The following is a 14,402-nucleotide window of genomic DNA, read 5'->3' on the forward strand; positions in this document are numbered from 1 at the left end:
CTGTCCCGCGATGGCGAGCGATGGCGACGCTGACGGTCATTTGCGAGGCCTAGTTTAATATATTGAACATGGATCACACCACAAGCTTTGCGTCGGGTCGAGGGCATTTCGTGCCGCGCGTGTTAACAAAATGTAGCGGTTTTCGTGTTTCACATTGAAAAGATGAAGATTCTGCATAGCGCGATTGACACAACGGGAATAGACTGGGACGACACTTTACCCAAGATGCGAAAGGTTTTTTATGACACAACAGCCCCAAGCCAAATACCGCCACGACTATCGTGCGCCGGAGTATCTGATTAGCGATATCGATTTGACCTTTGACCTGGATGCCGCAAAAACCGTCGTTACGGCCGAGAGCAAGGTCTCCCGCCACGCGGCTGCGTCTGATGTGCCATTGCGCCTCGACGGCGAAGATCTGACCCTGATCGCGCTGCAAGTGAACGGCCAGCCGTGGAGTGACTATAAAGAAGAAAACAATCAGCTGGTGATCGGCGGTCTGCCGGAGCATTTCACCCTGACCATCGTCAATGAGATCAGCCCGGCGGCGAACACCGCGCTGGAAGGCTTGTATCAGTCAGGCGAAGCGCTGTGTACTCAGTGCGAAGCGGAAGGTTTCCGCCATATTACCTGGTACCTGGACCGCCCGGACGTGCTGGCGCGGTTTACCACCAAAATCATCGCCGACAAAGCGAAATACCCGTTCCTGCTCTCCAACGGCAACCGCATGGCGCAGGGAGAGCTGGAGAATGGCCGTCACTGGGTACAGTGGCAGGATCCGTTCCCGAAACCGTGCTACCTGTTTGCGCTGGTGGCCGGTGATTTTGACGTCCTGCGTGACACCTTTACCACTCGCTCCGGTCGTGAAGTGGCGCTGGAGCTGTACGTCGATCGCGGCAATCTCGACCGCGCGCCGTGGGCAATGACCTCGCTGAAAAATTCCATGAAATGGGATGAGGAGCGCTTTGGCCTCGAGTACGACCTCGACATCTATATGATTGTCGCCGTCGACTTCTTTAATATGGGCGCGATGGAGAACAAAGGCCTCAACGTCTTTAACTCCAAATATGTCCTGGCCCGTACCGATACCGCCACCGATAAAGACTATCTTGATATCGAGCGGGTGATTGGTCATGAGTATTTCCATAACTGGACCGGCAACCGCGTCACCTGCCGCGACTGGTTCCAGCTCAGTCTGAAAGAAGGGCTAACCGTGTTCCGCGATCAGGAGTTCAGCTCCGACCTCGGCTCACGGGCGGTTAACCGCATCAACAATGTGCGCACCATGCGCGGGTTGCAGTTTGCTGAAGACGCCAGCCCGATGGCGCACCCGATCCGCCCGGATATGGTTATCGAGATGAATAACTTCTACACCCTGACGGTTTATGAAAAGGGTGCCGAAGTGATCCGCATGCTGCATACTCTGCTGGGTGAAGAAAACTTCCAGAAAGGGATGCAGCTGTACTTTGAACGCCATGACGGCAGCGCGGCAACCTGCGATGATTTCGTCCAGGCGATGGAGGATGCCTCGAACGTCGATCTGTCCCACTTCCGCCGCTGGTACAGCCAGTCTGGTACGCCAATCGTCACCGTACATGACGACTACAACCCGGAAACCGAGCAATACACGCTGACCATCAGCCAGCGTACGCCGCCGACCGCCGAGCAGGCCGAAAAGCAGCCGTTGCATATCCCGTTTGCCATTGAGCTGTACGATAACGAAGGCAAAGTGATCCCCCTGCAGAAGGGCGGCCATCCGGTACACCCGGTGCTCAATGTGACTCAGGCCGAGCAGACTTTCGTCTTCGATAACGTCTATTTCCAGCCTGTGCCGGCGCTGCTGTGCGAATTTTCAGCACCAGTGAAACTGGAATATAAGTGGAGCGATCAGCAGCTCACCTTCCTGATGCGTCATGCGCGAAATGATTTCTCGCGCTGGGATGCGGCGCAGAGCCTGCTCGCGACCTACATCAAGCTGAACGTCAACCGTCATCAGCAGGGACAGCCGCTGTCGCTGCCGGTGCATGTGGCGGACGCCTTCCGTGCCATCCTGCTGGACGAGAAGATTGACCCGGCGCTGGCCGCCGAGATCTTAACCCTGCCGTCGGCTAACGAAATCGCCGAGATGTTCGCCATTATCGATCCGATCGCCATCGCCACCGTACGCGAAGCGCTTACCCGCACCCTGGCGAATGAGCTGGCGGACGAGTTCCTCGCAGTTTATAACGCCAATAAGCTCGACAGCTACCGGGTGGAGCACGCCGATATCGGTCAGCGTGCCCTGCGTAATACCTGCCTGCGCTATCTGGCGTTTGCGGAACCGACGCTGGGCGATAAGCTGGTGGCAGCGCAGTATCACCAGGCGGATAACATGACCGATGCGCTGGCCGCGCTGTCGGCGGCGGTTGCGGCTGAACTGCCGTGCCGCGATGCGCTGATGCAGGAGTACGATGACAAATGGCATCAGGACGGTCTGGTGATGGATAAGTGGTTTATCCTGCAGTCCACCAGCCCGGCGGCCAATGTGGTGGAAACAGTGCGTGGTCTGCTGAATCACCGTTCGTTCAGCATCAGCAACCCGAACCGCGTGCGGTCGTTAATCGGCGCTTTCGCCAGCAGCAACCCGGCGGCGTTCCATGCTGAAGACGGTAGCGGCTACCAGTTCCTGGTGGAGATGCTGACCGAGCTTAACCAGCGCAACCCGCAGGTGGCGTCGCGTCTGATTGAGCCGTTGATTCGTCTGAAGCGTTATGATGAGAAACGCCAGGCGCTGATGCGCGCCGCGCTGGAGCAGTTGAAGGGGCTGGAGAATCTCTCCGGCGATCTGTTCGAGAAAATCAGTAAGGCGCTGGCGTAACGGCCGCAAAATCCCCGGTTGCGCTCTCGCTTACCGGGGCTACCGCGCTGTGCGATGTGGTAGCCCGGCCGAGCGAAGCGCGGGCCGGGGACGTTAGTTAGCCATGACTAAACAAACGCGGTGCGCTCTCGCTCTTGCCGCGTTTCATCACCCGATCCAGCACCTCTGCCTCCAGCTCGGCCAGCTTCGCCGACCCGGTGCGCCGCGGTCGTGGAATATCCACGTTCAAATCGAGGCCAATTTTCTTCTCTTCAATTAACAGTACCCGGTCGGCCATGGCCACCGCTTCACTGACGTCGTGCGTGACCAGCAGGACCGTAAAACCATGCTCCTGCCACAGGGAGACGATCAGCTCCTGCATCTCCAGACGGGTGAGGGCATCCAGCGCTCCCAGCGGCTCGTCCAGCAGCAGCAGGCGCGGGCGATGGATCAGCGCGCGGGCCAGCGCAACGCGCTGCTTTTGCCCGCCTGACAGCGCCGCCGGCCACTCCTGCGCGCGGTTCTCGAGTCCGACGCTGGCCAATGCCTGTAGGGCGGCGTCGCGCCAGGCGCCTTTTAACCCCAGCCCCACGTTATCAATCACTGTTTTCCACGGCAGCAGGCGCGCATCCTGAAACATCATCCGGGTGTCGTCCTGGATTGCCGCCAGGGGCGTCGCGCCCGCCAGCAGCTCGCCGGCGTTCGGTTTTTCCAGACCCGCCAGCAGGCGCAGCAGGGTACTCTTGCCGCCGCCGCTGCGTCCCACCACCGCCACAAACTGGCCGCTGGGAATATGCAGATCCAGCTCGTTAAGAATAGTGTTATCGCCATAGCGTTTCGTCACCCCGTTCAGCAGCAACGGGATACCTGGGTTCAGACGGGCAGTGTTCATGCGTTAGCCTCCTGAAGATGATACGCCGGGTTCCAGCGCAGCCAGAGCCGTTCCAGCAGCTGGGCGCAGACGTCGGCCAGTTTGCCAAGGATGGCGTAAAGAATGATGGCGACCACCACCACGTCGGTTTGCAGAAATTCACGCGCATTCATCGCCAGATAACCGATGCCGGCATTCGCCGAAATGGTTTCGGCGACAATAAGCGTCAGCCACATCAGGCCAAGAGCGAAACGCACGCCGACCATAATTGAGGGCAGGGCGCCGGGTAAAATCACGTGACGGAACAGCGCGAAGCCGGATAAACCATAGCTGCGCGCCATCTCCACCAGCCCACGGTCGATATTACGGATCCCGTGCCAGGTGTTGATATAGATCGGGAACAGGGTGCCCAGCGACACAAGGAAGATCTTGGCGGTCTCGTCGATGCCGAACCACAAAATCACCAGCGGGATCAGCGCCAGATGCGGCACATTGCGCAGCATCTGGATCGAGGTGTCCAGCAGACGCTCGCCCCAGCGTGACAGGCCGCTGATCAGGCCGAGTACCAGTCCGATGGAGCCGCCGATGGCGAAGCCGACCAGCGCCCGCCACGAGCTGATGGCCAGATGCTGCCACAGCTCACCGCTGGCCGAGAGCGTCCAGAACGCTTTCAATACCCCCTCCGGCGAGGGCAGCACCCGCGTCGAGAGCCAGCCGACGGACGAGGCCAACTGCCAGACAATGACCGTTCCTACCGGCAGCAGCCAGGGGGCGAGGCGTAACAACAGGGGATGGGTTGATTTTGCCATCAGTGCCTCCTCAGCTTTGCGCCACTTTACGCGGGATAAACTCGTTGGCGACCGCTTCCCCCTGCAGGCGCAGGTTTTGCGGCTGCGGGATAGACGGCACGGCGACGTCGAGCAAGGGGAACAACAGCTCGCCGACCCGATACGCCTCTTCCAGATGCGGATAGCCGGAGAAGATAAAGCTATCGATCCCCAGCGCAGCGTATTCATTGATTCGTTCGGCAACGGTGGCGGCATCGCCCACCAGCGCAGTACCGGCGCCGCCGCGCGCTAAACCGACACCGGCCCACAGGTTAGGGCTGATCTCGAGCTGATCGCGTCGACCGTTATGCAGCGCCGCCATTCGCTGTTGACCGACCGAGTCGGTTCTGGCGAAGGCTGCCTGGGCGCGGGCGATAGTTTCATCATCAAGGTGGGAGATAAGGCTGTCCGCGGCCTGCCAGGCTTCCTCGTTGGTTTCCCGCACGATCACGTGCAGACGGATGCCAAAACGCACCCGGCGTCCATGCCGGGCCGCTTTCTCCCGGACCTGAGCAATCTTCTCTGCCACCTGCTTCGGCGGTTCACCCCAGGTGAGATAGAGATCGACCTGCTCAGCGGCCAGATCCTGCGCCACCTCAGACGAACCGCCGAAATAGAGCGGTGGACGAGGCTGCTGGAGCGGCGGGAACAGCAGTTTGGCATCGCGAACGCGCTGATGCTTGCCGTTAAAGGTGACGGTTTCTCCCTCCATCAGCTTGCGCCAGATGTGGGTAAATTCAGCCGAGGCCTCATAGCGCTCGGTGTGATCGAGGAAGACGCCGTCGCCGGCCAGCTCGGCGGGATCGCTGCCGGTGACCAGATTGAACAGCGCCCGGCCGTTTGACAGTCGGTCCAGGGTCGCCGCCTGGCGGGCGGCTACCGTCGGCGACACCACGCTAGGCCTGAGGGCGACAAGAAATTTCAGTCGTTGCGTCACCGGGATCATCGAGGCCGCAACCAGCCAGGCATCTTCACATGAGCGTCCGGTCGGGATCAGTACGCCGGTGAACCCCAGTCGATCCGCCGTCTGCGCGATTTGCTGCAGATAGCCGTAATCGACCGGGCGGGCGCCCTCTTCGGTGCCCAGATAACGACCATCACCATGGGTCGGTAAAAACCAGAACATATTCAGACTCATGATTTCGCTCCTTGTGCGGCGGCGGGCTGCCAGATACGGGCCCGGATATCAACTTTTTTCGGCACCAGCTTGTTCTCATAGAACAGGTCGGCCGTCTGCTGCTGGCGAGCGGCGGTTTCGGCGCTCACCGGGGTCACTGAGGTGGGGGGACGATGGTCCAGATAGCTGGCGATCACCGCTTCCGGTAATCCCATCGTTTTCGCCAGCAGCGTAATGCTTTGCGCGCGCTGGCTATGGGTCAGGGCATCGGCCTGAGTAAAGGTGTCGAGTACGCCTTCAATGAAAGCGCCATTGCGTTCAGCGTAGGGCCGGGAAGCAAGATAGAACGATCCCGTCTGTTTCAGATCGGTTCCGTCAGTCAGCACCCGGGCGCCGCCCTGCAGCAGCGCGGCGGAGTAGTACGGATCCCAGATGGCCCAGGCGTCGACATTACCCTGCTGGAAGGCGGCGCGCGCATCGGCAGGGGCAAGGTAAACCGGCTGAATATCGCTAAATTTCAGACCCGCCAGCTGCAGGGCGCGCAGCAGCAGATTGTGGGAGCTGGAACCTTTCTGGAAAGCGACCTTTTTCCCTTTTAATTCGGCAACGTTGTGAATAGGACTGCCTTGCGCCACGAGGATGACTTCCGCTTTGGGCTTGGGCGGCTCCGAACCGATATAGACCAGATCGGCGCCCGCCGCCTGGGCAAAGATAGGCGGAATATCGCCGGTACTGCCGATATCAATGCTGCCGACGTTCAGCGCCTCCAGCATCTGGGGACCGGCCGGGAATTCAATCCACGAGATATGGGTGCCCGGATAGCGCTGCTCCAGCAGCTGATGGCTCTTCGCCAGCACCATGCTGACGCTGCCTTTCTGATAACCAATGCGCAGGGCATCGGGCGCCGCCGGGGCGGCGTGGCTCAGCGCAGAGAACAGCAGCAGTCCGCCGAGGGTCAGCGCGCGGAGAGGATTAAACATGTTCCACCCCACGCAGAGACGTTAACGACGGGGCGCGGCTGCTGGGACGATGCAGCGCCTGCCAGAAGGTCTCCAGGGACTCATCCAGGCGCCGCTGCAGGTTAGGGGTGAACTGCGGCTTATGCTGGTAATCCGTGACCTGGCTGTCATCGGCGAAGACGCCATGGAGGATCTCCTGGGCCTTCAGGGCATTCAGGACGGGTTTCAGAGCGTAGTCCACCGCCAGCATGTGGGCGATGGTGCCGCCAGTGGCCAGCGGTAGCACGATTTTGCCCTCCAGGGCCCGCTCAGGAAGCAGATCGAGCAGGGTTTTCAGGGCGCCGGAAAACGAAGCTTTATACACTGGCGTGGCGATAATCAGGCCGTCGGCCCCCGCCAGTTGCTCATTGAGCGTTTGTAGCGCCGGGTTGTCAAAGCGAGCGTACAGGAGGTCTTCCGGGGCAAAGTTCTGCAGATGCCAGTGGCAGACTTCGATATCGGCGGCGGTGAGCGTCTCTCTGGCATATTCCAGCAGGGCGCTGGAACGGGAAGGGTAACGCGGGCTGCCCGCAAGCGTAATGACGCGCATCTCTCTCTCCTTATAACTAAATGTTTGCATTTATCTATAATTGATAACATTTGCAGTGAGTGTGACAGAGCACCATTATTTCCCTAAATGATTTATCCACCGTTAGATAGCCGAAAAGCGCATAACGGCGCGGGGAGAGGTAATCGTTTGCGCTGATGGGTGATTTTTTGTCGCAGGTCAATTCCCTTTCAGCTGCGGATCGCACATAATACGCCCCCGGTTTGCACACCGGGAATCCAGGAGAGTTCATGTACTACCCCTTCGTTCGTAAAGCCCTTTTTCAGCTCGATCCTGAGCGCGCTCATGAAGTTACCTTTCAACAATTACGTCGTGTCACCGGGACGCCGCTGGAAATGCTGGTTCGCCAGAAGGTACCGGCCAGGCCCGTTACCTGTATGGGGCTGACCTTTAAAAATCCGCTGGGTCTGGCGGCCGGGCTGGATAAAAATGGGGAATGCATTGACGCGCTGGGCGCGATGGGTTTTGGTTCGATTGAGATCGGCACCGTGACCCCGCGTCCGCAGCCGGGTAACGATAAGCCGAGGATCTTCCGTCTGGTGGATGCCGAGGGGTTGATCAACCGCATGGGCTTTAATAACCATGGCGTCGATAACCTGGTTGAGAACGTGAAAAAGGCGCATTTTGACGGCGTGCTGGGCATCAATATCGGCAAAAATAAAGATACGCCGGTGGAGCACGGGAAAGATGATTACCTGATTTGTATGGAAAAAGTCTATCCTTACGCCGGGTATATCGCCATTAATATCTCCTCACCGAATACCCCGGGGCTGCGTACGCTGCAATACGGTGAAGCGCTCGATGATTTACTCTCCGGTATTAAAAATAAGCAGCTTGAGCTGCAGCAAAAGCATCAAAAATATGTTCCGGTCGCCGTTAAGATCGCACCGGATCTTTTACCAGAGGAATTGATCCAGGTTGCCGATAGCCTCGTGCGTCATAATATTGACGGGGTGATTGCAACCAATACCACCCTCGATCGTTCTCTGGTTCAGGGAATGAAACATTGCGATGAGACCGGCGGGCTTAGCGGTCGTCCATTACAATTAAAGAGCACCGAAATTATCCGTATGCTCTCCGCTGAGCTGAATGGTCGTTTGCCTATCATCGGCGTGGGCGGTATTGATTCGGTGATTGCTGCGCGGGAAAAGATGGCCGCCGGAGCATCGCTGGTGCAGATTTATTCCGGATTTATTTTTAAAGGTCCGCCGCTGATTAAAGAAATTGTTACCCACATCTAATCTTTTCCTCCGCTGAATCCCACCCAGGGCTTTATTTCCGGCCCTGGTTGTTTTATATTCCCTCACTGTTGCTTATTTAAACATTTTAGACTTTTCTTAATTTTAGAAAATATTCTGCGGCAAGTCGCAACAACTTTGCAGAGGCGTATGAAAGGGGACAGGGGGAAAAATGCGCATTAAACCTGACGATAACTGGCGTTGGTATTACGATGAAGAGCACGACCGTATGATGCTCGATTTGGCCAATGGCATGTTATTTCGCTCGCGCTTCGCCCGGCGAATGCTGACCCCGGATGCCTTTGCGCCGTCGGGATTCTGCGTCGATGACGCCGCGCTCTATTTCTCCTTTGAAGAAAAATGCCGCGATCTCGGGCTATCGAAAGAACAGCGGGCAGAATTAGTCCTCAACGCGCTCACTGCCATCCGTTTTCTCAAACCGCAGATGCCGAAAAGCTGGCACTTTACCGCCCACACTCATCACTGGCAACCCAGCAGCGGCGACGCCGCCTGCGTCTGGCTGAGCGATACCGGCGAGCAGGTGAATTTGCTGGTGGTGGAGCCGGGAGATAACGCCGCGCTTTGTCTGCTGGCCCAGCCGGGGCTCACCCTTGCCGGGCGCGTGATGCAGTTAGGCGACGTCATTAAAATCATGAACGACAGGCTGCAGCCGGCGCAGAGCGCGGTCAGCTACAGCCTGGGACAGGCGGTTTAAGGCGCCAGGCGCAGCGCCGTTTTTGGTACGCAGCTGCAGGCGAGAATGGTGCCATCCCCGGCGACCGCATTTTTCTTTAACGCGCTGACTTCACCCTCTTCCAGCCGAATGCGGCAGCTGCCGCAGATCCCCGCCCGACACGAATAGGGTACGCGAATGCCCTGTTGCTCCAGTTGCTCAAGCAGCACCTGCTGGTTATTCCCGGTAAACTGTTGACCCTGCCATTCGATGGCAACCGTAGCCTGCTGCTGCGCTTCCGGGGCTGGAGTATCGTCGCTCTCGCCTGCGCCGTAGGCTTTCGCCGGGCCGCGGGCGAGGATTTCGACTTCATCACCTACCCGGATCACCCCGCTGTTGCGGGCAATCAGGTTCTGGCCAAAATCGACATCGCCATTGTCCAGCGCAGTACGAAAACGTTTTAAGGTTTCCAGCGGCTCCCCGGTGGGATGCTTCTGTCCGCGCGCCGGACTGACGGTGGTAAAAATGCAGCGGCTACAGGGCTTGGCGACGTCAAACACCACCTCGCCGACGCGGATCACTTTCCAGCTATCTTCATCCCAGGCCGCCGCGCCGGTGACCACGAGATTAGGACGAAACTGTTCTATGCTTACGCTGGCAGGACACCGTTGCTGCAGATCGCGCAGCGAGGCCTCGTTAGCCAGCAGGTACGGGTAGCCGTCGGCGAAGGAGAGCGGTACCGCATCGTGGCGCTTCACCCGGCGGGTTAACTGCGGCCCCAGCCAGCGCAGCTGGACATCGCGCTTGAAAAAGCCGCTGAGCCACTGGTTAACGGCAGCGGGGGCGATGAGGGCGGTGAAATGGTTGCCCCAGACTTCGGTCGGCTCGGCCTGCGGGGCGAAATCGCTAAAACGCACCACGGCGCTGCTGCCGTCCGGTGCGGTCAGGTGAAGGCCATCATGAAGCGGCGCCGGAATAAATTTCACCATTTGCGGAAACTGGCGGGCGGTAATAAAGGTCCCGTCGGTTTCGGTGACCATAAACAGGCGATCGAAGGCCAGGCCGCTGATATCAGCAAAGGCATGGGTCAGGCCCATGCCGCGCATGGATTTAACGGGATGAATAAAAAGTCGCGAGAGCGTTACCATACGCTGCCTCCGGGTTCCAAAAATAAGCCTATAACTTTATGACATAGGGCACATATTGGCTATAATGCGCACCAATTTTCTTTAAGTAAAAGTGACGATATGAATTCTCTGTTTGCCAGTACGGCTCGTGGGCTGGAAGAGCTGTTAAAAACTGAACTGGAAGGACTTGGCGCGACGGACTGCCAGGTCGTCCAGGGCGGGGTCCATTTTCAGGGGGATACGCGCCTGCTGTATCAAAGCCTGATGTGGAGCCGGCTGGCTTCGCGCATCATGCTGCCACTGGGTGAGTGCAGCGTGTATAGCGATCTGGATCTCTATCTGGGGGTTCAATCGATTCCGTGGACGGAGATCTTTACCACTGACGCGACCTTCGCGGTGCATTTTAGCGGCCTCAATGACGAGATCCGCAACAGTCAGTATGGCGCATTAAAAGTCAAAGACGCTATCGTCGACAGCTTCACGCGTAAAAACCTGCCGCGCCCGAATGTCGATCGTGAAAATCCCGATCTGCGGATCAATGTCTGGCTGAACAAAGAGACGGCGCATATCTCTCTGGATCTGAGCGGGGAAGGGTTGCATCTGCGCGGCTACCGCGATGGTACCGGTATGGCGCCGATCAAAGAAAACCTCGCGGCGGCGATCGTCATGCGCTCTGGTTGGGCTCCGGGTACGCCGCTGCTCGATCCGATGTGCGGCTCCGGTACCTTGCTGATTGAAGCGGCGATGCTGGCGACCGATCGCGCGCCGGGTCTGCACCGCGGCCACTGGGGCTTTGGCGGCTGGGCACAGCACGATGACGCCATCTGGAAAGAGGTGAAGGCAGAAGCGCAAACCCGCGCCCGCCAGGGGCTGGCGGCCTATGGGTCGCGCTTCTATGGATCTGACGTCGACGAGCGTGTCATTGAGCGCGCGCGCCGCAACGCCCGCCGGGCTGGCATCGGCGAACTGATCGATTTTGCAGTAAAAGACGTCGCCCAACTGAATAACCCGCTGCCGAAAGGCCCGTACGGTACGGTGATCAGTAACCCGCCGTATGGTGAGCGCCTGGAAAGCGAACCGGCGCTGATCGCCCTGCACAGCCTGCTGGGCCGGATCATGAAAAGTCAGTTTGGCGGCTGGAACCTGTCGGTGTTCAGCGCCTCGCCGGAACTGCTGAGCTGCCTGCAGCTGCGTGCCGATAAACAGTTCAAAGCCAAGAACGGCCCGCTGGACTGCGTACAGAAGAACTATCACCTGGCGGAGAGCGAAGGCGGCAAGCCGGCGATGCTGGCGGAAGATTTTGCCAACCGTCTGCGTAAGAATCTGAAGAAATTTGAAAAGTGGGCCCGTCAGGAAGGCATTGAATGCTATCGCCTGTACGATGCCGATCTGCCGGAATATAACGTGGCGATCGATCGCTACGGTGACTGGGTGGTGGTGCAGGAGTATGCGCCGCCGAAAACCGTCGATGCGCACAAAGCGCGCCAGCGTCTGTTTGATATTATCGCGGCGACCATCGCCGTGCTGGAAATTGCCCCCAACAAGCTGGTGCTGAAGACCCGCGAGCGGCAAAAGGGCAAAAACCAGTATCAGAAGATGGCGGAGAAGGGCGACTTTATCGAGGTGCAGGAGTACAACGCGCGCCTGTGGGTTAACCTCACCGACTACCTGGATACCGGTCTGTTCCTCGACCACCGTATCGCCCGTCGCATGCTGGGCCAGATGAGCAAAGGTAAGGATTTCCTCAACCTGTTCTCCTATACCGGCAGCGCCAGCGTCCACGCCGGCCTCGGCGGGGCGCGCTCTACGACCACGGTGGATATGTCGCGTACCTATCTGGAATGGGCGGAACGCAACCTGCGTCTCAATGGCCTGACCGGTCGTGCGCATCGCCTGATGCAGGCTGACGTGCTGGGCTGGCTGCGGGAAAGCACCGAGCAGTTCGATCTGATCTTTATCGATCCGCCGACTTTCTCTAACTCCAAACGGATGGAAGATGCTTTTGACGTGCAGCGCGATCATATTCGTCTGATGACCGATCTAAAACGTCTGCTGCGTAAAGGCGGCACCATTATGTTCTCGAATAACAAACGCGGTTTCCGTATGGATCATGACGGGCTGGCGGCGCTTGGCCTGAAGGCGCAAGAGATTTCGCAAAAAACGCTGTCGCAGGATTTTGCCCGCAACCGTCAGATCCACAACTGCTGGCTGATTACTGCAGCCTGAAAGGAATAAAGAATGTCACTGATTAGTATGCACGGCGCCTGGCTTTCATTCAGCGATGCGCCGCTGCTGGATAATGCTGAACTGCATATCGAAGATAACGAACGCGTCTGTCTGGTTGGGCGCAATGGCGCCGGTAAATCGACCCTGATGAAGATCCTCAACCGTGAACAGGGGCTGGATGACGGGCGCATTATTTATGAACAGGATCTGATCGTCGCGCGTCTGCAGCAGGATCCGCCGCGCAACGTTGCCGGTACGGTGTACGATTTCGTCGCCGAAGGGATCGCCGAACAGGCCGCTTACCTGAAGGCCTACCATGACGTGTCGCATCAGGTGATGACCGACCCGAGCGACAAAAATTTAAATGAACTGGCCCGTCTGCAGGAACAGCTGGATAACCTGGGGCTGTGGCAGCTGGATAGCCGCATCAATGAAGTGATCGAGCAGCTTGGTCTTAACGCCGACGCACAGCTGGCTTCGCTTTCCGGCGGCTGGCTGCGTAAAGCGGCGCTGGGCCGCGCGCTGGTCAGCGGGCCGCGCGTGCTGTTGCTGGATGAACCGACGAACCACCTCGATATCGAAACTATCGACTGGCTGGAAGGGTTCCTGAAAAGCTTTAAAGGCACCATTATCTTTATTTCGCATGACCGCTCCTTTATTCGCAATATGGCGACGCGCATCGTCGATCTCGATCGCGGCAAGCTGGTGACCTATCCGGGCAATTACGATCAGTATCTGCTGGATAAAGAAGAGGCTCTGCGGGTTGAAGATCTGCAGAATGCCGAATTTGACCGCAAGCTGGCACAGGAAGAAGTATGGATCCGTCAGGGGATCAAAGCGCGCCGCACCCGTAACGAAGGTCGCGTTCGCGCCCTGAAGGCGATGCGTCGCGAGCGCGGCGAGCGCCGGGAAGTGATGGGCAGTGCGAAGATGCAGGTTGAAGAGGCTTCGCGCTCCGGCAAAATCGTTTTCGAAATGGAGAACGTCAACTATCAGGTTGACGGCAAAGTGCTGGTGAAAGATTTCTCCGCGCAAATTCAGCGCGGCGATAAGATTGCCCTGATCGGCCCGAACGGCTGTGGCAAAACCACGCTGCTGAAGCTGATGCTTGGCCAGCTGCAGGCCGACAGCGGGCGGATCCACGTCGGCACCAAGCTGGAAGTCGCCTACTTCGACCAGCACCGCGCGGAGCTGGATCCGGACCGGACGGTGATGGATAACCTCGCCGAAGGTAAGCAAGAGGTGATGGTTAACGGTAAGCCGCGGCACGTGCTGGGCTATCTGCAGGACTTCCTGTTCCATCCGAAACGGGCGATGACGCCAGTCCGCGCGCTGTCCGGCGGGGAGCGTAACCGCCTGCTGCTGGCGCGACTGTTCCTGAAACCCAGTAACTTATTGATTCTCGATGAACCGACAAACGACCTTGATGTCGAAACGCTGGAGCTGCTGGAAGAGCTGATCGACGGCTATCAGGGTACCGTGATGCTGGTCAGCCACGATCGTCAGTTTGTTGACAATACCGTGACCGAGTGCTGGATCTTCGAGGGCGGCGGCCATATTGGTCAGTACGTTGGCGGTTATCACGACGCCCGCGGTCAGCAGGCCCAGTCGCTGGCGCAGAAGCAGCCGGCAGCGAAAAAAACGATGGAAGTTGCTCAGCCAAAAGCAGAAACTGTCAAACGCGGCGGGAACAAACTAAGCTATAACCTGCAGCGCGAGCTGGAGCAACTGCCGCAGAAGCTGGAAACCCTTGAGGCTGAACTGCAGACGCTGCAGGAGCAGGTAGCCGATCCCGACTTTTTTGGCCAATCGCACGATCGTACGCAGCAGGTGCTGGCGCAGCTGGCCGAGGCGGAGCAGGCGCTGGAAGCCGCCTTTGAACGCTGGGAATATCTCGAAGGATTAAAGAACGGCGCCTGAG

Annotated in this window: 11 protein-coding genes; 5 read left to right on the top strand and 6 right to left on the bottom strand. The window is 58.4% G+C overall.

Annotation, left to right across the window (positions count from 1 at the left end; all coding sequences use genetic code 11):
* The first annotated feature begins 241 nt into the window (after positions 1-241).
* The gene (pepN, locus tag CWM61_RS15190) at positions 242-2,857 is read left to right on the top strand and encodes an aminopeptidase N (protein WP_061155167.1); all 2,616 of its coding nucleotides are present in this window, start codon (positions 242-244) and stop codon (positions 2,855-2,857) included.
* Between the two features lie 97 nt (positions 2,858-2,954).
* Here pepN and ssuB read toward each other — a convergent pair whose 3' ends face one another.
* Genes ssuB through ssuE form a run of 5 tightly spaced genes read right to left on the bottom strand, consistent with a single transcriptional unit; the run spans position 2,955 to position 7,199 of the window.
* A complete protein-coding gene (gene ssuB, locus CWM61_RS15195; protein WP_074386401.1) occupies positions 2,955-3,728 on the bottom strand; it encodes an aliphatic sulfonates ABC transporter ATP-binding protein in 774 nt (257 codons plus the stop codon).
* Positions 3,725-4,516 (bottom strand): aliphatic sulfonate ABC transporter permease SsuC, encoded by a 792-nt coding sequence (ssuC, locus tag CWM61_RS15200; protein WP_008805877.1) that lies wholly within the window; start codon positions 4,514-4,516, stop codon positions 3,725-3,727. The genes ssuB and ssuC overlap by 4 nt, the downstream gene beginning before the upstream one ends.
* 10 nt (positions 4,517-4,526) lie before the next feature.
* Entirely contained in the window at positions 4,527-5,672 is a 1,146-nt protein-coding gene (gene ssuD, locus CWM61_RS15205; RefSeq protein ID WP_061155165.1) for an FMNH2-dependent alkanesulfonate monooxygenase, read from the bottom strand.
* Positions 5,669-6,631 (bottom strand): sulfonate ABC transporter substrate-binding protein, encoded by a 963-nt coding sequence (locus tag CWM61_RS15210; RefSeq protein ID WP_074386400.1) that lies wholly within the window; start codon positions 6,629-6,631, stop codon positions 5,669-5,671. The genes ssuD and CWM61_RS15210 overlap by 4 nt, the downstream gene beginning before the upstream one ends.
* Positions 6,624-7,199 (bottom strand): NADPH-dependent FMN reductase, encoded by a 576-nt coding sequence (gene ssuE, locus CWM61_RS15215; RefSeq protein WP_008805880.1) that lies wholly within the window; start codon positions 7,197-7,199, stop codon positions 6,624-6,626. Before ssuE ends, CWM61_RS15210 begins: the two co-directional genes overlap by 8 nt.
* A gap of 248 nt (positions 7,200-7,447) precedes the next feature.
* On the opposite strand from ssuE, the gene pyrD reads away from it, so the two are divergent.
* Positions 7,448-8,458 (top strand): quinone-dependent dihydroorotate dehydrogenase, encoded by a 1,011-nt coding sequence (gene pyrD, locus CWM61_RS15220; protein WP_074386399.1) that lies wholly within the window; start codon positions 7,448-7,450, stop codon positions 8,456-8,458.
* A 169-nt stretch (positions 8,459-8,627) separates the two neighbouring features.
* Positions 8,628-9,170 (top strand): cell division protein ZapC, encoded by a 543-nt coding sequence (zapC, locus tag CWM61_RS15225; RefSeq protein ID WP_061155162.1) that lies wholly within the window; start codon positions 8,628-8,630, stop codon positions 9,168-9,170.
* On the opposite strand, the gene CWM61_RS15230 is transcribed toward zapC, so the two are convergent.
* The gene (locus CWM61_RS15230) at positions 9,167-10,276 is read right to left on the bottom strand and encodes a YcbX family protein (protein WP_074386398.1); all 1,110 of its coding nucleotides are present in this window, start codon (positions 10,274-10,276) and stop codon (positions 9,167-9,169) included. The genes zapC and CWM61_RS15230 overlap by 4 nt on opposite strands.
* Before the next feature lie 99 nt (positions 10,277-10,375).
* Here CWM61_RS15230 and rlmKL point away from each other — a divergent pair, with 99 nt between their 5' ends.
* Both rlmKL and CWM61_RS15240 read left to right on the top strand, forming a co-directional pair.
* On the top strand, positions 10,376-12,481 hold the full coding sequence (rlmKL, locus tag CWM61_RS15235) for a bifunctional 23S rRNA (guanine(2069)-N(7))-methyltransferase RlmK/23S rRNA (guanine(2445)-N(2))-methyltransferase RlmL (protein ID WP_074386397.1): 2,106 nt from the start codon (positions 10,376-10,378) through the stop codon (positions 12,479-12,481).
* Between the two features lie 12 nt (positions 12,482-12,493).
* Complete coding sequence (locus CWM61_RS15240) at positions 12,494-14,401, top strand: ABC transporter ATP-binding protein (protein ID WP_061155159.1); 1,908 nt, start codon at positions 12,494-12,496, stop codon at positions 14,399-14,401.
* Position 14,402 lies beyond the last annotated feature (1 nt).

The organism is Klebsiella sp. K-Nf6, from assembly GCF_002806655.1.
Lineage (GTDB): Bacteria > Pseudomonadota > Gammaproteobacteria > Enterobacterales > Enterobacteriaceae > Klebsiella > Klebsiella variicola.